Origin of the sequence: Antarctobacter sp., from assembly GCF_034670325.1 — a bacterium.
Classification (GTDB): Bacteria; Pseudomonadota; Alphaproteobacteria; order Rhodobacterales; family Rhodobacteraceae; genus Antarctobacter.
Genome location: NZ_JAXMNR010000001.1, coordinates 472,561 through 490,867, shown reverse-complemented (window position 1 = coordinate 490,867; position 18,307 = coordinate 472,561). Strand labels below are relative to the sequence as shown.

16 protein-coding genes are annotated in these 18,307 nt (G+C 65.4%); 9 read left to right on the top strand and 7 right to left on the bottom strand.

Features of this window, described 5'->3' with window-relative positions; all coding sequences use genetic code 11:
* Positions 1-62: 62 nt before the first annotated feature.
* The 5 genes from gpmI to VOI21_RS02445 all read left to right on the top strand — a co-directional run bounded on the left by gpmI (position 63) and on the right by VOI21_RS02445 (position 5,175).
* Positions 63-1,568 carry a 2,3-bisphosphoglycerate-independent phosphoglycerate mutase gene (gpmI, locus tag VOI21_RS02465; RefSeq protein WP_323767352.1) on the top strand — a complete coding sequence of 502 codons (1,506 nt, stop codon included), beginning with the start codon at positions 63-65 and terminating at the stop codon, positions 1,566-1,568.
* The gene (locus VOI21_RS02460) at positions 1,565-2,677 is read left to right on the top strand and encodes a peptidase M23 (RefSeq protein WP_323767350.1); all 1,113 of its coding nucleotides are present in this window, start codon (positions 1,565-1,567) and stop codon (positions 2,675-2,677) included. The genes gpmI and VOI21_RS02460 overlap by 4 nt, the downstream gene beginning before the upstream one ends.
* Before the next feature lie 7 nt (positions 2,678-2,684).
* Positions 2,685-4,022 (top strand): S41 family peptidase, encoded by a 1,338-nt coding sequence (locus VOI21_RS02455; protein WP_323767348.1) that lies wholly within the window; start codon positions 2,685-2,687, stop codon positions 4,020-4,022.
* A 176-nt stretch (positions 4,023-4,198) separates the two neighbouring features.
* Positions 4,199-4,684, top strand: a complete 486-nt coding sequence (locus VOI21_RS02450) for an RNA pyrophosphohydrolase (RefSeq protein WP_323767346.1) — start codon at positions 4,199-4,201, stop codon at positions 4,682-4,684.
* A complete protein-coding gene (locus tag VOI21_RS02445; protein WP_323767343.1) occupies positions 4,684-5,175 on the top strand; it encodes a hypothetical protein in 492 nt (163 codons plus the stop codon). The genes VOI21_RS02450 and VOI21_RS02445 overlap by 1 nt, the downstream gene beginning before the upstream one ends.
* Before the next feature lie 101 nt (positions 5,176-5,276).
* Here the strand turns inward: VOI21_RS02445 and VOI21_RS02440 are convergent, their stop codons facing one another.
* The 5 genes from VOI21_RS02440 to dapE form a co-directional block, all read right to left on the bottom strand.
* Positions 5,277-6,668 carry a lytic murein transglycosylase gene (locus VOI21_RS02440; RefSeq protein ID WP_416358947.1) on the bottom strand — a complete coding sequence of 464 codons (1,392 nt, stop codon included), beginning with the start codon at positions 6,666-6,668 and terminating at the stop codon, positions 5,277-5,279.
* A 212-nt stretch (positions 6,669-6,880) separates the two neighbouring features.
* Positions 6,881-9,175 carry a ribonuclease R gene (gene rnr, locus VOI21_RS02435; protein ID WP_323767341.1) on the bottom strand — a complete coding sequence of 765 codons (2,295 nt, stop codon included), beginning with the start codon at positions 9,173-9,175 and terminating at the stop codon, positions 6,881-6,883.
* A gap of 160 nt (positions 9,176-9,335) precedes the next feature.
* A complete protein-coding gene (locus VOI21_RS02430) occupies positions 9,336-9,953 on the bottom strand; it encodes a TIGR04282 family arsenosugar biosynthesis glycosyltransferase (protein WP_323767339.1) in 618 nt (205 codons plus the stop codon).
* Positions 9,950-10,366 carry a GNAT family N-acetyltransferase gene (locus VOI21_RS02425; RefSeq protein ID WP_323768404.1) on the bottom strand — a complete coding sequence of 139 codons (417 nt, stop codon included), beginning with the start codon at positions 10,364-10,366 and terminating at the stop codon, positions 9,950-9,952. The genes VOI21_RS02430 and VOI21_RS02425 overlap by 4 nt, the downstream gene beginning before the upstream one ends.
* On the bottom strand, positions 10,366-11,505 hold the full coding sequence (gene dapE, locus VOI21_RS02420; protein WP_323767337.1) for a succinyl-diaminopimelate desuccinylase: 1,140 nt from the start codon (positions 11,503-11,505) through the stop codon (positions 10,366-10,368). Before dapE ends, VOI21_RS02425 begins: the two co-directional genes overlap by 1 nt.
* 120 nt (positions 11,506-11,625) lie before the next feature.
* Between dapE and VOI21_RS02415 the strand changes: the two genes are divergently transcribed.
* Positions 11,626-12,660, top strand: coding sequence for a Hint domain-containing protein (locus VOI21_RS02415; RefSeq protein ID WP_323767335.1), 1,035 nt, complete (start codon positions 11,626-11,628; stop codon positions 12,658-12,660).
* A 12-nt stretch (positions 12,661-12,672) separates the two neighbouring features.
* On the opposite strand, the gene VOI21_RS02410 is transcribed toward VOI21_RS02415, so the two are convergent.
* Positions 12,673-13,011, bottom strand: a complete 339-nt coding sequence (locus VOI21_RS02410) for a hypothetical protein (protein WP_323767333.1) — start codon at positions 13,009-13,011, stop codon at positions 12,673-12,675.
* A 269-nt stretch (positions 13,012-13,280) separates the two neighbouring features.
* Between VOI21_RS02410 and VOI21_RS02405 the strand changes: the two genes are divergently transcribed.
* Complete coding sequence (locus VOI21_RS02405; protein ID WP_323767331.1) at positions 13,281-14,540, top strand: AAA family ATPase; 1,260 nt, start codon at positions 13,281-13,283, stop codon at positions 14,538-14,540.
* 157 nt (positions 14,541-14,697) lie between these two features.
* Complete coding sequence (locus VOI21_RS02400; RefSeq protein WP_323767329.1) at positions 14,698-15,747, top strand: transporter substrate-binding domain-containing protein; 1,050 nt, start codon at positions 14,698-14,700, stop codon at positions 15,745-15,747.
* Between the two features lie 44 nt (positions 15,748-15,791).
* Here the strand turns inward: VOI21_RS02400 and dapD are convergent, their stop codons facing one another.
* Positions 15,792-16,619 carry a 2,3,4,5-tetrahydropyridine-2,6-dicarboxylate N-succinyltransferase gene (dapD, locus tag VOI21_RS02395; protein WP_323767327.1) on the bottom strand — a complete coding sequence of 276 codons (828 nt, stop codon included), beginning with the start codon at positions 16,617-16,619 and terminating at the stop codon, positions 15,792-15,794.
* Between the two features lie 184 nt (positions 16,620-16,803).
* Here dapD and VOI21_RS02390 point away from each other — a divergent pair, with 184 nt between their 5' ends.
* Positions 16,804-18,306, top strand: coding sequence for a sulfatase-like hydrolase/transferase (locus tag VOI21_RS02390; protein WP_323767325.1), 1,503 nt, complete (start codon positions 16,804-16,806; stop codon positions 18,304-18,306).
* The last annotated feature ends 1 nt before the right edge of the window (position 18,307 follow it).

The window sequence follows — 18,307 nt, the reverse complement described above, 5'->3', positions numbered from 1 at the left end:
TCTCCACATCTGATCGCCGCGCTGCTAAACCGATCCCAGCAGCATTTCCGGAGGGCCATCCCATGAAACCCGTCATCCTCACCATTCTCGACGGCTGGGGCCTGCGCGAGGACGCGGCCAACAACGCCCCCAAGCTGGCCAATACCCCCACGATGGACCGCCTCACCGCGACCTGCCCGCATGCCACGCTGATCACCCACGGCCCCGACGTCGGCCTGCCCACCGGCCAGATGGGCAACTCCGAGGTGGGCCACACCAATATCGGCGCGGGCCGGGTGGTTGCCATGGACCTCGGCCAGATCGACCTCGCCATCGAGGATGGGTCGTTCTTTCAGAACAAGGCCATCTTCAGCTTTGCCCAGACGGTGAAACAGGCGGACGGGACGGCGCACATTATGGGGCTGACCTCGGACGGCGGGGTTCATTCCCATAGCAGCCACGCCCTTGCCGCCGCCAAGGCGCTGACCGACCAGGGGTTGCGGGTGGCCGTCCACGTCATCACCGATGGCCGCGACGTGGCCCCCACCTCTGCCGCAGAGCAGGTTGCCGCCTTTGAGGCCGCCCTTCCCGAAGGCGCAAGCATCGCCAGCGTCACGGGGCGTTATTATGCGATGGACCGCGACAACAGGTGGGAGCGGGTTGAGAAAGCCTATCGCAGCATGGTCGAGGGCGACGCCCCCGCCCAGCCCGACGCCGTGACCGGGATCAAGGCCAGCTATGCCGACGACAAGGCGGACGAATTTATCCTGCCCTTCGTTGTCGATGGCTATAAAGGCGTCGCGCCCGATGATGGCATCTTTTTCCTCAACTTCCGCGCCGATCGCGCGCGTGAGATCCTTACCGCCATCGGCGCGCCGGAATTTGACGGCTTCACGCGTAAGAAAAAGGACCTCTCGGCGCTGCTGGGCATGGTCGACTACTCCAAGGAACACGCCGCCTACATGACCACCGCCTATCCCAAGCAGACCATCGTCAACACGTTGGGCGAATGGGTGGCGAAGCAGGGCAAGACGCAGTTCCGGCTGGCGGAGACAGAGAAATATCCGCATGTCACCTTCTTCCTGAACGGAGGCAAGGAAACGCCGGAGCCGCATGAGGACCGCTTTATGCCCAAGTCGCCAAAGGTGGCGACCTATGACATGCAGCCAGAGATGTCGGCGGGTGAGGTGACGGAGAAATTCCTTGAGGCCATCGACCACGGCTATGACCTGATCGTTGTCAACTACGCCAACCCCGACATGGTCGGTCATACCGGTGATCTACAGGCCGCGATGAAGGCCTGCGAGGCGGTGGATGCAGGGCTGGGGCAGGTGGTGGCCAAGCTGGAACAGACCGGCGGCGCGCTGCTGGTCATCGCCGATCACGGCAACTGCGAAACCATGGTGGACCCCGAAACCGGCGGGCCGCACACAGCGCATACCACCAACCTTGTGCCGGTGGTCCTGTTCGGTGCGCCCGACGGCACGGCGCTGCGGGACGGACGGCTGGCGGATGTTGCGCCGACGCTTCTGCAATTGATGGAGCTGCCGCAGCCCGAAGAAATGACCGGGGTGAGCCTGATCAAGTGAAACGCCTTGCGCTGATCCTTGGGCTATGGGCTGCACCGTTGACCGCACAGGACGCGGGGGCGCAGGCGCGTGCCGCGGCAGAGGCGTTGGAGGCGGCCTCTGTCCTGCTGGGCACGGCCGAAGAAGCACAGGACCGCGTGGCGGCGCTGACCGACACGGTCCGCGCCTATGAGGACGGCATGGCGGCGATGCGCGAAGGTCTGCGCGCCGCGACGATCCGAGAAACCGAACTCAGCCGCAAGCTGGCCGCGCAAGAGGCCGAGGTGGCCCGCTTGCTGGGGGCGCTTATGGCCGTGGGGGACAGGGCCGCCGCGCGCACGCTTGTCCATCCCAGGGGGCCGCTGGGCGCGGCGCGCTCTGGCATGTTGGTGGCCTCTGTCACGCCGGGGCTGGCCGACAAGGCCGCCACCCTGCGCGCCGACCTTGAAGAGGTCACCGCCTTGCGCGCCTTGCAACAGAACGCTGCCGACACGCTGCAAGAAGGGCTGACCGGCGTACAGGCCGCCCGCACCGCGCTGAGCCAGGCCATTGCAGACCGAACCGACCTGCCGCGCCGCTATACCGACGATCCGATCCGCACCGCGATCCTGATTTCGGCGACCGAGACCCTTCAGGGATTTGCCTCTGGTCTGGCGGAAATCTCCGAGGACGATGGCGCGCCACCGTTGCCGCCGATCGAGGACCGCAAAGGCACGCTGCCGCTGCCGGTACGGGGGGTGGTCCTGCATGAGGCGGGGGACCGCGATGCCGCCGGTGTGTCGCGCCCCGGGATCGTTCTGGCCACGCGCCCCGGTGCGTTGGTCACAACGCCCACCGCCGCGACGATCCGTTATGCCGGCCCGCTGCTGGACTACGGTCTTGTCGTGATCCTTGAACCGCAGGCCGACCTGATGTTTGTTCTGGCCGGACTGGATACGACATTTGGCGAAATCGGTCAGGTCCTGCCCGGCGGGTCACCGGTCGGGCTGATGGGAGGGGCGGCAGGCAATAATATGTCACCTTCAGGTGAGGGGGCTGGCGCAGGCCGGTCCGAAACGCTCTATATAGAGGTCAGAGAGGGCGACGTGCCCGAAGATCCACTGCGGTGGTTCACAACCGACAAGGGATGATTGAGGTATGAAGAAATTCGTGATGGCCGCGGTGGGCGGCACTCTGGCGTCCGTCGTGGCGACCACCCAATTGGTGGGGCCGCTGCTGGCGCAGGAAGGGGCCCGCCCGCAAAGCGTCTATGAGCAGCTCGACCTGTTCGGCGATATCTTTGAGCGTATTCGCGCGCAATACGTCGAGGAAGTCGATGAAAAGGACCTGATCGAGGCGGCGATCAACGGGATGCTGACCTCGCTTGATCCGCACTCGGGCTATCTGGCCCCCGATGATGCCGCCGACATGCGCGTGCAGACACGGGGTGAATTCGGCGGTCTGGGCATCGAGGTCACGCAGGAAGACGGTTTCGTCAAAGTGGTCTCGCCGATGGACGGCACCCCGGCGGACGCGGCAGGCATGGAAGCGGGCGATTTCATCACCCACGTCGATGGCGAAAGCGTGCTGGGCCTGACATTGGACGAAGCCGTGGACATGATGCGCGGGCCGGTCGGCTCTGAGATCGTGATCACCGTGGTGCGCGAAGGCGTCGATGAGCCTTTTGACGTCTCGATCATCCGCGACACCATCAAGCTGACCGCCGTCCGCTCGCGGACAGAGGGTGAGACCGTGGTGCTGCGGATCACCACCTTCAACGATCAGACCTTTCCCAACCTTGCGGACGGACTGGCCAAGCAGGTCGAAGAAGCGGGCGGGATCGACAAGGTCAACGGCTTTGTCGTCGATCTGCGCAACAACCCTGGCGGTCTGCTGAATCAGGCGATCATGGTGTCGGATGCGTTCCTTGACAAAGGTGAGATCGTGTCGACCCGGGGCCGCGATCCGGCCGATGGCGACAGGTACAATGCCCAGCCGGGCGATCTGGCACAGGGCAAGCCGCTGGTGGTGCTGATCAACGGTGGCTCTGCCTCGGCCTCCGAGATTGTCGCAGGTGCGTTGCAGGATCATCGCCGCGCCATCGTCGTGGGTACGAAATCCTTCGGGAAAGGCTCTGTCCAGACGGTGATGCCGCTGCGTGGCAATGGTGCGATGCGCTTGACCACCTCGCGCTACTACACGCCCTCGGGCCGGTCGATTCAGGCGCTGGGCGTCTCGCCCGATATCGTGGTCGAACAGCCCCGCCGCGACCCCAACGCAGAGGTTGAAGAGGAACCGGCGAACCCTTTCCGCCGCTCCGAAGCGGACCTGCGCGGCAGCCTCGACAACGATTCGCTGACGCCTGAGGAGATCGAACAGATTGAGGCCGACCGGGCCAAGGCAGAGGCCGCTGCCAAGCTGCGCGAAGAGGATTACCAGTTGGCCTACGCCATCGACATCCTCAAAGGCCTTGCCGCACTGGGCCCAAAGGACTGAGGCGACATCTCAGAACATCTGGAAACCGGCGGCCCCTTGGGTCGCCGGTTTTGCTTTGCCCGCAGGGGGGGGGGCGGACGCGCGCCGCTGGACGCGTTACGTGCGCCCCGAAGTGGGGTTTCGAACAACGCGCCCCTGCGCTAGCTTTCACTCAGATCAACCCGACAAGGCCCGCCATGACACCGCAAGAGATCGCCGCCCTGCCATACCGCCGCAATGTTGGCGTCATGCTGGTCAACGCCGACGGCCATGCCTTTGTCGGCCAACGGATCGACAGTGAGATCCCGGCATGGCAGATGCCGCAAGGCGGGATCGACAAGGGCGAAGACCCGCAAGAGGCCGCGCTGCGCGAACTCGAAGAGGAAACAGGCGTGTCCCGCGATCTGGTCACCGTCGAGGCCGAGACCGACGGCTGGATCGCCTACGACCTGCCGCATGAGATCGTGCCAAGGATCTGGAAAGGCCGCTACAAGGGGCAGGAACAGAAATGGTTCCTGCTGCGCTTTCACGGGACCGATGATCAGGTGCGGCTGGACGCGGACGACCATCAGGAGTTTTCCGAATGGTGCTGGCTGCCTGCAGATGAGGTTGTCTCGCAGATCGTCCCGTTCAAACGCACGGTCTACGAACGGGTGATTGACGCGTTCCGGGGACATCTGTGATGCGCTGGCTGGCTTTTGCGCTGACCTTTCTGGCAAACCCGGCACTGGCGCTGTCCTGCCTGCCGCCGGACCCGGTGCGGGACTTCCAGGCGGCGGAGGCGGATGATGCCCGATGGGGCATCGCGGTTGGGCGGCTGGACTTCGACGAGGGGCGCGTGCCCAAGGTTGACTGGAACCGTCAGGACGCCGTGCCGCCGCAGACCGATCTGCGGGCGACGATGGTAGGCCACGCGCTGGACCCCAGCGGGTACAACACGGTGTTTCAGGCAAATGTAACCCTGCGGGTGCTCTGCTTTGGCCCGTGGTGCGCCAGCCCCAAAAGCGGCGCGCGCTACCTTGCCTTCATCAAACATGAGGGCGGCAAACGTGTGGTGCAGGCGGACCCCTGCGGCAACTGGCTGTATATCAATCCGCGGCGTGAGGATCTGGACCGGGTTCACAAATGCCTTGTCGGGGGCCCCTGCAAAGAGCGGGGCTTTCCGCTCCCCTGAGTGGCGCGAGCGTGCCGGTTTCTTCTGTCCAAAAATATCCCGGGGGGTCCGGGGGGCAGCGCCCCCCGCCGGATCGCCGGGCCGCAGGCACGGCGAACGACTTATCGCAGCCGCTTCAGGATGGCAGGTGAGGCATAGCCGTCCGGCACAAGCCCCTTGGACCGCTGAAAATTGCGTACCGCCTCGACGGTAAGCGGGCCGATCTTTGCGTCGATCCCTTCGGTGTCAAAACCAGCGGCGGTCAGACGTTTTTGCAGCTCAACCCGCTCTTCAAAAGTCAGCGCCCGGTCCGCGCGTGGCCAGCTTCCCTTGATCGGCGCGCCGCCTGCAATCCGGTCGGCCAGATGGCCAACCCCGATCACGTAGGCGTCGGCGGTATTATAGGTCTCGATCACCTCGAAATTGTCGAAAATCAGGAACGCAGCCCCCTGATGCCCGGCCGGCAGCAGCACAGAGGCGGGACCAAAGTCCTTGACCGGCTGGCCGTCCAGTCCGACCACCCCTTTGCGCGCCCAGGCCGAGGGCAGCCGGGTGACTTCCCGCTTGGCCTCAAGGTAGTCGAATCCCTTTGGCAGCGTCACCTCGACACCCCAGGGCACGCCGGTTTTCCAGCCGTTCGATTTCAGGTAATTCGCGGTCGAGGCCAGCGCGTCGGCGGGATCGTCGTCCCAGATGTTGCGCCGCCCGTCGCCGTTGTGATCGACGGCAAGCCGCTGGAAAGAGCCAGGCATGAACTGCGTGTGACCCATGGCCCCGGCCCATGATCCTTGCAGCTTGTCCGGTGTCGTGTCGCCCTGTTGCAGGATCTTCAGCGCGTCGATCAGCTGCTCCTCAAAGAATTCCCCACGTCGCGCGTCGTAGGCAAGGCTCGCCATGCTCTGAATCACCGGGGTCGACCCGCGAAAGGTGCCATAGGCCGACTCCAGCCCCCAAATCGCCACGACGATCTCTTTCTGGACGCCGTAATCCGCCTCGATCCGGTCCAGCAGCTTGGCGTTCTTGCGCAGGGCCGCCTTGCCGTTGCGCACCCGCGCGTCCGAGGCGGCACTGTCGAGGTACACCCAGATCGTCTTGGTGAACTCAGACTGGTTACGGTCACGTTCCACCACCTTGCGGTTGAAATCGACGCCTTTGAACGCCCGATCAAAGGTTTCGGCGCGGATGCCCTGTTCCAGCGCGCGGGGGCGAAAGTCTTTGACCCAGGCGCGGAAACCGGCCTGCGTGCCGGTGATCTCTTTCGAAAACAGGGCCTCCACCTTGACGCCTGCGGGGCGCAGCGTCGGGCGCAGCGACAGCGTCGGGGCCAGCGCGCTGGTTGTCAGGGTGGCCGCGCGGGCGACCACCTCTTCCTCTACCTCGGGCGGGGGATCTGCGGGCGTCAGGCGCGTCTCACCCCGGGCCACCGGGCGCAACGAGGTGTCCACCGCCTCTGCCGCGGCCGCATTGGCCGTCAGAAGCAGGGCGATCAGCCCGGAAAACGCGCGACACATCATGGTTACGATCCTGCTGCTCTTTTGTTTTACAGCAGATTAACGCGGGCAAGGCGGCTTGCGAAGTCGGAACACGCTCGGTTCGCGGTTTCCTGCCGCACCTGACCCGTGCGCCACAGCGGTTGGACCAGAACCTTTGCCAACTGTTCGCGGCCTCACCCAAAAATCGACCGCGAAAACCGGTCCGCAGCGTGTCAGGTCACATTTGCAACGGTTCAGTTCTTTTCCCGTCGCTGCCGCGTCACCTTACGCTTGGTCTTGGCGTCCTTGGCCTTGGCCTTGGCCAGTTTGCGGCGGGGCGAGGTCCCCGGCTTGCCACGCCCGCGTCCGCGCGCCTGACGCCCGCCCTGCACGCTCTGGTATTCCTCATCGTCGAGTTCCAGCAGTTCAAAGGCAATGCCACCGGTCACGGGCGCGGCCTCGACCAGTTTCACTCGCGCGCGCATCCCCAGACCGATGATCCGCCCGGTGCTGCCGCCCATAAGCGTGCCTGCGTCGCGGTCAAAGTGGAAATACTCGTTGCCCAGCGTACCGATGGGCACCAGACCGTCAGCGCCGGTTTCGTCCAGTTTGACGAAAAGGCCGAACTTGGCGATGCCCGACACCCGTCCGGTGAATTCCGCCCCCACCCGATCTGACAGGTAGGCCGCCAGATAGCGGTCGGTCGTGTCGCGTTCGGCCATCATCGACCGGCGTTCCGTATCGCTGATGTGCTGCGCGGTGGCGTCCAGCCGATCAATGTCCTGCACGCTCAGGCCATCGTCGTCCCATTTGTGCGCGCTGATCAGGGCGCGGTGCACGATCAGGTCCGAATAGCGCCGGATGGGAGAGGTGAAATGCGCATAGTTTTGCAGCGCGAGCCCGAAATGGCCAAAGTTCTTGGGGCTGTAGTAGGCCTGCGTCATCGACCGCAGGGTGGCGATGTTGATCAGTTCCGCCTCGCCGGTCTTGGCGGCCTGATGCAACAGCTGGTTCAGATGGCGGGTTTTCAGCACCTGCCCCTTGGCCAGCGTCAGACCAGCGGCCTCTGCGGTGTCACGCAGCGTTTCCAGTTTGTCGACGGGCGGTTCCTCGTGGACGCGGAACAGCAGCGGCGTGTCCTTGGCGATCAGGGTTTCGGCGGCGGCGACATTCGCCAGCACCATGAATTCCTCGATCAGCTTGTGCGCGTCCAGACGGTCTGCAAAATCGACCGATGTGACATTGCCGTCGTCATCCAGCTTGATCTTGCGTTCCGGCAGGTCGAGGTCGAGCGGCTGGCGCCGTTCACGCGCGGACCGCAGTGCCGCATAGGCGGCGTAGAGCGGTTGCAAGACCGGCTCCAGCAGCGGGCCACATTTGTCGTTTGGGGTGCCGTCGATGGCCTCCTGCACCTCCGCGTAACTCAGCGAGGCGGGTGAGCGCATGAGGCCGCGATAGAACCTTTGACCCAGCTTGTTGCCCTCGGCGTCGATGCGGATTCGGGCGGCGATACAGGCGCGCGGCACGCCTTCGTGCAGCGAACACAGGTCGCCCGACAGCCGGTCGGGCAGCATCGGCACAACCCGGTCGGGAAAATAGGAGGAGTTGCCGCGGGCCTTTGCCTCGCGGTCCAGAGCAGAGCCTGGGGTGACGTAATGGGCCACATCGGCGATAGCGACCCAAAGGATATGACCGCCCGCGTTCTGCGGGTCCTCGTCCGGTTCGGCAAAGACGGCGTCGTCGTGGTCGCGGGCGTCGGATGGATCGATGGTGATCAACGGCAGTTCGCGCAGGTCCTTGCGGCCCTTGAGGCCTGCGGGCTTCATCCCGTCGGCCTCGGCGATCACGTCTTCGGGGAAGTCGTCGGGGATGCCGTGCTGATGGATCGCGATGAGGGACACGGCGCGCGGTGCGGTCGGGTCGCCCAGCCGCAGCACGATCCGCGCCTTGGGCAGGCCCAGGCGGCCGCGCGCGGGGCCTGCCTGTTCGGCCTCGACCAGTTCGCCCTCTTGCGCGCCGCCGGTGGCATCGGGGGCCACCATCCATTCCTTGTCCGCGCCTTTGTCGAGGGGCAGGATGCGTCCGCCCTCGGCCCCCTTGCGAAAGATCCCCACGACGCGGCGCGGTGCGGTGCCGATGCGGCGGATCAGGCGGGCCTCGTAGTTGTGATCGGCGTGGTGGACCACCTGCAGGCGGGCGAGGATGCGGTCGCCTTCGCCCAGCGCGGGGTCGCTGGCGCGGGCGATGATCAGGACGATGGGTTCCACGCCTTCGCCGTGCCATTCCAGCGGGCGGGCGAAGAGGTCGCCATTGGCGTCGGGGGCCTTGATCTGCAGCACGCTGACGGGCGGCAGGCGGTCGGGGTCGCGGTAGGTCTTGTGGCGCTTTTCAAGGTGGCCCTCGTCCTCAAGCTCGCGGAGGATGCGCTTGAGATCGATGCGGTCAGCCCCCTTGATGCCAAAGGCCTTGGCGATGTCACGTTTCGAGGTGAGGGTCGGGTTCGCGGAGATCCAGTCGAGGACATCCGCCTTGGTGGGCATCTGGCTCATGGGGATGAGGTAGCACGGGCGTGTGGCGGCGTCATGTCGATTCCGCAGAAGGGCCAAAAGTGGTGTCCACGCGTGGACAGCGTTGCGGGTGTTATAAATCAATGGGTTACAGAGGCGTTTTTACCATTCGTCAACACTTTGACGTTTCGCGGACGGAAGGTCAGCGGTGGATTTCCGCACGATTTTGCGCCCCCGGCGATCCGGCGCGGTGCAGGTCGGTGGCGGTGTCCACATCCCGAAGCCTGTCCACAAGCGCGATGCGTGCGTCGGGGATCGAGGCGATTGTGTCCGCCAGCGCGTGTTTGGTGGACCAGCGTACGCCGTCGAACAGCGTGGCGGGGACTTGGGCCGCGTTGCGTGATCCGACCAGCCAGTAACCGCCATCCTCTGCCGGGCCAAAAACCGCGTCGGCCCCACCTAATGCGCGAAAGGCGCGCCAGATGGCGGGCCGGGTGACGGCGGGAATGTCCGCGCCGATGACGCAGACCGGGCCGGGGGCGGTGGCGCGCATGGCGCGGGCCATGCGGTCACCCAGATTGCCGCCGCCCTGGGCCACGCGCGGCAGATCAGCAGGCCACACGCGGCTGGCAAGCGCCGCGCGGTCGGGGCTGACCGCCAGCACCAGATGCCAGCGCGGATCGCGCAGGCGGCGCAGCAAGCGTGCGGTTTGGTGGCGGAACCACCACGCGGCGGCGACGGTGCCGATGTCGCGCGCCAGCCGGGTTTTCACCCGACCGGGGCGTGGTTCCTTGACCATGACGATCAGGGTGGGTTTCACACCTGCGCCCGCATGTCCTGATGCGGGATGCCCGCGTCGTCATAGACCGGGCCAAAGGCGGCAAAGCCGAGTTTCTCGTAGAACGGCAGCGCGTGGCTTTGTGCGCCCAGCACGACAGAGGTCACGCCGGGCTGGCCCCTGAACCAGTCTACCCCGAACCGCACCAGCGCCGCGCCAAGGCCGGTGCCGCTCGCCTGTGACAGCACGCAGACCCGTCCAATGCGGCCTTCTTCGCCCAGCTGCCGCAGGCGGGCGGTGCCAAGCGGGGTGTCATCGACATAGGCCAGCAGATGCACCGACTGCGCGTCCAAGTCATCCCATTCATCTGCCTCTGGAATGCCCTGTTCGTCGATAAACACGGCGCGCCGCAGCGCGTGACAGGTGGCAAGGTCGGTGGTCTGTTCGATCCGGATCATGCGAAATAATCCTGAAGGATGCGGGTATAGATCGCCTTGAGCTGATGCACATGGGCGATTTCGACCCGTTCGTCGACCGCGTGCATCCGTTTGCCCACAAGGCCAAATTCCACCACCGGGCAGTGGTCTTTGACAAAGCGCGCGTCGGATGTGCCGCCGGTGGTGGACAGTTCCGGCGTGATGTTGGTTTCCAGTGCGACGGCGCGTGAGACCAGATCGGACAGCGGGCCGGGCGGGGTGAGAAAGCTTTCGCCCGAAATCTTGATCTGCACCTCTGTTGTGGTGCCGTATTCGGCGTCCACCTTGGCCGCCTCGGCGCGCAGCCAGTCCGACAGGGCCGCGCCGGTGTGGGTGTCATTGAAGCGAATGTTCACGGTGGCGCGGGTTTGCGCCGGGATCACGTTGGTGGCGGGGTTGCCGGTGTCGATGGTCACAACCGCCAGCGTCGAGGGATCAAAATGGTCGGTGCCCTCGTCCAGCGTGTGACTGGCGAGGCGGTCCATCAGGCGGGCCATTGCGGGCATCGGGTTCAGCGCGCGGTGCGGATAGGCGGAATGACCCTGTTTGCCGGTCACGGTGAACCACGCCGACAGCGACCCGCGCCGCCCGATCTTGATCATCTGGCCCATGTGGTCGGGGGAGGTCGGCTCTCCGACCAGACAGTCGGTCATCTGTTCGCCGGTCGCGGCCATCCAGTCCAGCAGGGCGGTGGTGCCGTCCACGGCGTCGCCCTCTTCGTCGCCGGTGATGGCAAGGATCACGGCCCCGTCGGGCGGTGTGTCGCGGACAAAGTCGATAGCGGCGGCGGCAAAGGCGGCGACGCCGGATTTCATGTCGGTCGATCCGCGCCCGTAGAGATAGCCATCGTCGATTTCCGCGCCGAAGGGATCAAAGGTCCAGTCGTCGCGGTTGCCGATGGGGACCACATCGGTGTGGCCGTTAAAGCCAAAGGTGCGGGCGTGGCCCTTGTCGCCCCAGCGGGCAAACAGGTTGCAGATGCCGCCCCGGTCGACGCGGAAGCAGGTGAATCCCGCGTTATCCAGCAGTTCATGCAGCAGGATCAGCGCGCCGCCCTCTTCGGGTGTGACAGAGGGGCATTGCACAAGGCGGGCGGTGAGGTCGACCGGATCGGTCATTGGCGGCTCCTGAGGTGGCGGGCGTTTTGGTAGGGCTAGCGCGCCTTGGGACGCTTGGCAAATGGCGCAGGGGCAAAGGGCGTGCTAGGCCTGTGCGAACGGTAAGGGGTGCGGGGCAAGATGGGCTGGATTGCGGTATCGGGGGCGGGCGCGCATTGGGTCGATCCGGACTGGGCGGCGGGGGCGGCGGACCGTTTGTTGCCGCGCGGCACCGTGATGGTCGAGGCCCGTTTGGCGGGCGGTGCGCGGCCAGAGCGGCTGGTGTCGATTGACCGGGTGACGCCCTGGCCCGGCAGCCTGTCTTTGACGATGGTGTCAGGGCAGGGGCTGGCGCTTGTGATCTCCCAAGGGGCGGATGTGTTCCAGAGCGTATTGCCCCTGCCCGCCGAGCGGCGCGAAGAGGTGCTGCGCATCAGCTTTGCCTGGGACAGTCCGGCGCGGCGCGGGCGTTTCGCGGTCGAGCGGGCGGACGGCACCGTGCTGGCGCTGCAAGAGACCGCAGCGCCACCGCCGCTGACCGGGGGCGATGTGCTGGCCTTGCAGGGCGCGGGGTGTTGCGCGCTGTCGGATGAGGTCGAGCCGCTGGGGCCGGTGCCGACGCTGGCGGGGGATACGCAGGTGGTGACGCCGCAGGGGCCGCGCCGGGTGGCGGACCTGCGCTGCGGCGACACGGTTGTGACCCATGCGGGCGCGGTGGTGCCGGTGCTGGCGCAGGTGTCGCGGCGGGTTCCGGCGCAGGGGACGTTCCGGCCGGTGCGCTTGCAGGTGCCGTACTTTGGGCTGCGTGAGGATCTGATCGTGGCCCCCGGTCAGTGCCTTGTCGTGGCCGGGGCGGACGTGTCCTACCTATTTGGATGCGAGGCAGTGCTGGTGCCTGCCGCCGGGCTGGTGAACGGACGCGCGGCGGTGTTCGAGGACAGCGGCCCGCTGGTCACATGGCATCAGGTGCTGTTGCCGGGGCACGAGGCGCTGGTCTCGGCGGGCGCGGGCATCGAGAGCCTGTATGTCGGGCGGTTGCGCCGTCGCCGCGACTTTTTGCGCGATACGCTGCTGGCGGATGTACCTGCGGGGCTGATGCCGGAACACGGCGGCACCGCGCTGAAGGTGCTGGCCCCGTTCGAGGCGGTGACGCTGGCCGAGAGCCGCGCCGCCTGAGCGCGCCGCGCGTCAGTCGTTGAAGGGCGTCACCTGAGCGACGATCACGGCGTTTTCCGCCCGCGCGCGGTCCATCAGCGCGGCCTCTTCGTCGTCGATCTCGTGGCCTTGGGCCTCACGCTCTTCGCGGGTGCCGTAGCCGGTGACGTCCAGCGGGGCCATGTCGGCCTGTTTCAGGATCGCCACGGTTTCGCGCACGGCCTCTGCCTCATCCACGCCGGAGGCATAGCACATCAGCGCCGCCCCGGTGGATTTGGCGGGCAGGCCATCGCCGGTCTTGCGCCCGACCTCGACCAGCAGGGTGTAGACCTGTTGCGGCTTCTTGTCGGCTTTGGGCTTTTTGTCGGCCATGGCGGCACCCCCTTTGGTTGCGGCGAGAGCGATGCGCTTTTGCGCCCCAGCTGTCAAGCGGGCTGCGTGGCATATCGGCCACGGGCGGTGGCGTCGGGAATTCCCGACTTGGCGCGAATCGGGGTTGGGCCGTATCAGGCGGCACCCAGAGAACCTCAGAGGAAAGGAGGGCGACGATGACGAACCATACGCAACCAGACGCCCTTCGCGGCGTCCACGGATAACCCCGCCCGCCCCAGACACGGGGCCGATTTCCCAAGAGCGGCGCCATGCGCGCCGATGGATTTATGGACAATTTCCTGAGCGATATGCTCACCCGCGCGGTGGGCAGTGATTTCTTTGCCGGTGGTCTGGCGCTGGGCGTCTTCGGTGCGGCCATCGGTGTGTTGCGGATGGTCTACGGGCTGGCCCGCGCGCAGGCGCAGCGCCGGTGGGCGGTGTCGCTGACGGTCGACAACCGCTCTGACGCGTATCGGCACCTTTACCTGTGGCTGGACCACAAGGGCGCACTGCGGCGCATCCGGCAGGTGCAAACCACCGGCGTGACGGCGGGCGGGGCCGAGATATTTGCCCCGGTCGAGGGGCGGCACTGGTTCTTTCACGGCGGGCGGCTGTGCGCGTTTGAGCGGACGATGCGAGAAAAGACCCGCGTCGGCGGTGGCGGTGGCCCGTTGGAGGTGCTGACCCTCACCATGCTGTTCGGACGAACAGAGCGGTTGCGCGCGTGGATCGACGAGGGGGCCGCCCTGTGTGCCGTCGAGGACGAAGAGGCACCGGACCTGTATGTGCTGAAAGGCGACTGGTGGGATCACGTCTGCGATCTGTCCCGGCGCGGGCTGGACACGATCGTGGCCGAGGACGACCGGATCACCCGGCTGCGTGACGACATGGCGTGGTTCTACGCCAATGAGGATTGGTATCGCACGCGCGGCGTGCCGTGGCGGCGGGGCTATCTGCTGTACGGTCCGCCGGGCACCGGAAAATCCAGCTTGATCCGGGCGCTGGCCTCTGACCTTGGCAAGGATCTGGCCAGCATCAGCCTGACCAGTGCGGGCCTGAGCGATGAGGATCTGCGCAGCGGGCTGTCCTCTGCCCCCAAAGGCGCATTCCTTGTGCTGGAAGACATCGACGCCGCTTTTGCCGGGCGGTCCGAGGGTGAGACCAAGACCGGCATCAGCTTTTCCGGCCTGCTGAACGCCATCGACGGGGTGGCGGCGCAGGAGGGGCGGGTGCTGGTGATGACCACCAATCACCCCGACAGGCTGGACCCGGCGCTGATCCGACCGGGCCGCGCCGATCTGCATGTCGAACTGGGGCCGGTCCCGGCGCGGGTGGCGGCAGAGCTGTTCCTGCGCTTCTTTCCCGGTGAGGACGCCCACGCGCACCGCTTTGCCGAGGCGCTGGGCGCGCGGCGCATGGCCCCCGCCGCGCTGCAAGGCTGGTTGCTGGCGAATGCCCAAGACCCGCAGGCCGCCGCGACGGCGGCGGGCCTGATACAAGAGCCAGTGTCGGCAGTGGCCGCCGAGTAACGCCCGGCGGCCACGAATTTCTGGAATTGTGACGGTCGGCATAGCCGAAGGGCAACTCTTTTGATATCGCACGGATTGAATGTTGCCTGTCCTGTGTATGCTGTGGCAAATGCGTTCGCCCGGCGGTTCGCCAGGGATCGCGCAGTCCGGAGAAATGATGACCGCAATGTTCCGTAGCTTTGCCCTGTTCCTGACGCTGCTTCTGATGCCGGTGTCCGCCGGAGCGCAGACGCTGGTGTTTTCCACCGTAGAGCGCCCGCCGTTTTCGATTGGCTCCACCGAGCATGACGGATTCAGCATCGCGCTGATGCGTATGATTGCGGAGCGGCTGGGCCAGGACGTCGAGTTCGAGACTGCGACAAGTTTTGGCAAAATGCTGGAGCGAGTGCGGGACGGTGAAGTTGACGGGGCCATCGCCAATATCTCGATCACCGCCGTGCGCGAGGCGACGATGGATTTCACCCTGCCGATTTTTGAAAGCGGGGTGCAGATCATGGTCGCCGGCACCGCCGAAAACTCTTTCTGGCAGCAGATTTTCACGCTGGAGGTGGCGGCCTACGTGCTGTTGGCCTTTGCCGTTCTGTTTGGCGGCGGGATGCTGATGTGGGTCTTTGAGCGGCGCGCCCAGCCCTATTTCGAGCGGCCTGCACGGGAATCGATGTTTCCGAATTTCTGGTGGGCGCTGAACCTTGTGGTGAATGGCGGGTTCGAAGAGCGGATGCCGCGGTCGGCCTTTGGTCGCGTGCTGGGGGTGGTGATGGTGGTGGCAAGCCTGTTTGGCGTGTCGATATTCGTGGCGCGGATCACCGCCGCCATGACCGTGACCGCCCTGACCAGCACCATCGATTCGATCAGCGATCTGGACCGGCGACGGGTGGGCAGCGTGGAAGGCTCGACCGCCGCGCTGTTCCTGGAGGGGCGCGAAGTGCGCCACAGCACCTATCCCGGCTTTGCCGAGATGATCACCGCCTTCGAGGAAGGCGAGGTCGAGGCGCTGGTCTTTGACGGGCCGTTGCTGAAATACTACCTGCTGCGGTCGCCGCACAGCGATGCCTACCTGCTGGACCGGGTGTTCCGGTCTGAGGATTACGGCATTGCCCTGCCCACCGGCAGCCCGCTGCGCGAATCGATCAATCAGGCCATCCTGCAACTGCGCGAATCCGGCGAATACGGTGCGCTGGTGGATGCGTGGTTCGAGGATCGCTGAAGGGACGGGGGCGCAAGGCCCCCGCCGCTTGGATTTGTCGTGGATCAGTCGCGCAGCAGTTCGTTGATGCCGGTTTTTGAGCGGGTCCGCTCATCCACGCGTTTCACGATCACGGCGCAATACAGGTTGATGCCGTTCTTGGAGGGCATGGAGCCTGCAACCACGACGGAATAGGGCGGAACCTCACCATACATGACTTCGCCGGTTTCGCGGTCGACGATCTTGGTCGACTGGCCGATGAAGACGCCCATGCCAAGCACCGATCCTTCGCGGACGATGCAGCCCTCGACCACTTCGGACCGGGCGCCGATAAAGCAGTTGTCCTCGATGATGGTGGGGCCGGCCTGCATCGGTTCCAGCACGCCGCCGATGCCGACGCCGCCCGAAAGGTGGACGTTCTTGCCGATCTGCGCGCAGGAGCCGACGGTGGCCCAGGTGTCGACCATGGTGCCCTCATCGACATGGGCGCCGAGGTTCACAAACGACGGCATCAACACCACACCGGGCGCGATGTAGGCGGATTTGCGGACGATACAGTTGGGGACGGCGCGGAAACCGGCGGCCTTCCACTGGTTGTCGCCCCAGCCCTTGAACTTGCTGTCGACCTTGTCCCACCAGCCCGCACCCTGCGGGCCGCCGTCCTGCTGTTCCATGTCCTTGATGCGAAAGCCCAGCAGCACGGCCTTTTTCGCCCACTGGTTGACGTGCCATGTGCCATCGTCGCCGCGTTCGGCCACCCGCAGCTTGCCGCTGTCGAGCGCGTTCAGCGTGTCCTCGATGGCGTCGCGGGTCTCACCTGTGGTGGCTGGCGTGATCTCGGCGCGGTTTTCCCAGGCGGCCTCGATGGCGGTTTCAAGCTGTGCGTTGGACATGGTGCCCTCTCCCCTCGGGTTGTCGGTTGGGGTGGGCTATAGCGGTCCCGCCCCGGGCCGACAATGGTCCGGCGCGCCGAGGCGAAGATTGACAGGGCGCGGCGCGGCGGGGAGGCTGCACACCTGTAGGGTTGATTCGACGTTATCGTTTACACGTATTGGTATTTTCATAGAGGAGGCGCGTATGGCGGGCCAGCGCAAGAACATCCTGTTGATCATGACGGATCAGCAGCGGGCCACGGAATTGTTTCGCGAAGAAGAGATACTGGACCTGCCGGCGATGCGGCGGCTGCGCAAGCACGGGCTGAGTTTCCGAAACACGGTGTGCAACAGCTGCATGTGCTCGCCCAGCCGGTCGACCCTGTTTACCGGCACCTATCCGGCGACCCACGGGGTAACACAGACGCTGAGCTATGGCGGGATCTACGCGGTGGGGCAGCATTCGCTGGACCCGTCGTTGCCGAACATGGGCAATATCTTTGCCAAGGCGGGATATGATGTGCAGTACCGGGGCAAGTGGCATCTGTCCAAGGCAAAGAACCACCCGGAAAACCCCAATGCGCTGACCGCGGCGGAGGTGGCCTTGTTCGGGTTCAAGGGGTGGATACCGCCCGATGCGGGTGAGGACGCGGAGCCAGAGCATTTCGGCGGCGGCTGGCCCGATCAGGACGCGCGCTATATCTCGGAGGCGCGGGCGTGGATCGAGGCGTATCGCGACAGCGGGCGGGACGATCCGTTCCTGATGGTGCTGTCGCTGGTCAATCCGCATGACGTGCTGGCCTACCCGTCGCGCTGGGAATACGGCTATACGGTCAAGGATTTCCACAAGGGCCGGGTCGAGCTGCCCGCGACGGTGCATGAGGATCTGCGCACCAACAACAAACCCACAGCACAGGCGCAATTGCTGGCGGTGTCGGCGGTGGGGCTGGGGCCGTTGGAGACGGACGCCAAGCGCGAGAACTATCTGCGGTTCTACGCCCATCTGTGTGAAAAGATCGACGGCCAGATCGACGGGTTGCTGGATCTGTTCTTTGACGGCGACGACCCCAACGACCTGTTCCGGGACACGATCATCATCCGCACCTCGGATCATGGTGAGATGGGGATGAGCCACGGCGGCCTGCGGCAGAAAGCCTATAACGTCTACGAAGAGACGATGCGCGTGCCGATGATCTGGGCGAACCCCGAGTTGTTCGAAACGCCCGCCGTCACCGATGAGCTGTTTTCATTGGTGGACGTGCTGCCGACACTGGTCGGCTCACAGCTGGGCTGGGCGATGGAGGCCTATACCAAGGGCAGCTTTGCCGGGACCGATTGCAGCGCGCTGCTGGACGATCCCAAGGCCCGTGTGCAGGAAAACGTACTGTTCACCTTCGACGACATTCGCGCCTCATCGGCCACGCAGGAGGTGGTGGTCCATGCGCCAGACCGCATCCGCTGTGTGCGTGGCAAGCGCTGGAAATACGCCGAGTATTTCAGCGCCGATTCCAGTTATGCGCCGCAATTTGAACTGTATGATCTGGACACGCCGGTGCCGGTGCCCGGCACCGACAAGACGGCGATCGAGTATCACAACCTGTATTACGACAAGGACGGGAAAGAGAACCCGGACCCCGACGTGCAGGATCAGATCGCCCGGATGCGCAAGGAGTTGCACCGGCAGATGACCGAAAAGCTCTGGACCTGAG

Coding starts and splice junctions, on each gene's coding strand:
- VOI21_RS02410 (WP_323767333.1), bottom strand. CDS start 13,011: ATGGCCGACAAAAAGCCCAAAGCCGACAAGAAGCCGCAACAGGTCTAC.
- VOI21_RS02415 (WP_323767335.1), top strand. CDS start 11,626: ATGGGCTGGATTGCGGTATCGGGGGCGGGCGCGCATTGGGTCGATCCG.
- VOI21_RS02390 (WP_323767325.1), top strand. CDS start 16,804: ATGGCGGGCCAGCGCAAGAACATCCTGTTGATCATGACGGATCAGCAG.
- dapD (WP_323767327.1), bottom strand. CDS start 16,619: ATGTCCAACGCACAGCTTGAAACCGCCATCGAGGCCGCCTGGGAAAAC.
- VOI21_RS02400 (WP_323767329.1), top strand. CDS start 14,698: ATGACCGCAATGTTCCGTAGCTTTGCCCTGTTCCTGACGCTGCTTCTG.
- dapE (WP_323767337.1), bottom strand. CDS start 11,505: ATGACCGATCCGGTCGACCTCACCGCCCGCCTTGTGCAATGCCCCTCT.
- VOI21_RS02405 (WP_323767331.1), top strand. CDS start 13,281: ATGCGCGCCGATGGATTTATGGACAATTTCCTGAGCGATATGCTCACC.
- VOI21_RS02455 (WP_323767348.1), top strand. CDS start 2,685: ATGAAGAAATTCGTGATGGCCGCGGTGGGCGGCACTCTGGCGTCCGTC.
- VOI21_RS02450 (WP_323767346.1), top strand. CDS start 4,199: ATGACACCGCAAGAGATCGCCGCCCTGCCATACCGCCGCAATGTTGGC.
- VOI21_RS02445 (WP_323767343.1), top strand. CDS start 4,684: ATGCGCTGGCTGGCTTTTGCGCTGACCTTTCTGGCAAACCCGGCACTG.
- gpmI (WP_323767352.1), top strand. CDS start 63: ATGAAACCCGTCATCCTCACCATTCTCGACGGCTGGGGCCTGCGCGAG.
- rnr (WP_323767341.1), bottom strand. CDS start 9,175: ATGAGCCAGATGCCCACCAAGGCGGATGTCCTCGACTGGATCTCCGCG.
- VOI21_RS02440 (WP_416358947.1), bottom strand. CDS start 6,668: ATGATGTGTCGCGCGTTTTCCGGGCTGATCGCCCTGCTTCTGACGGCC.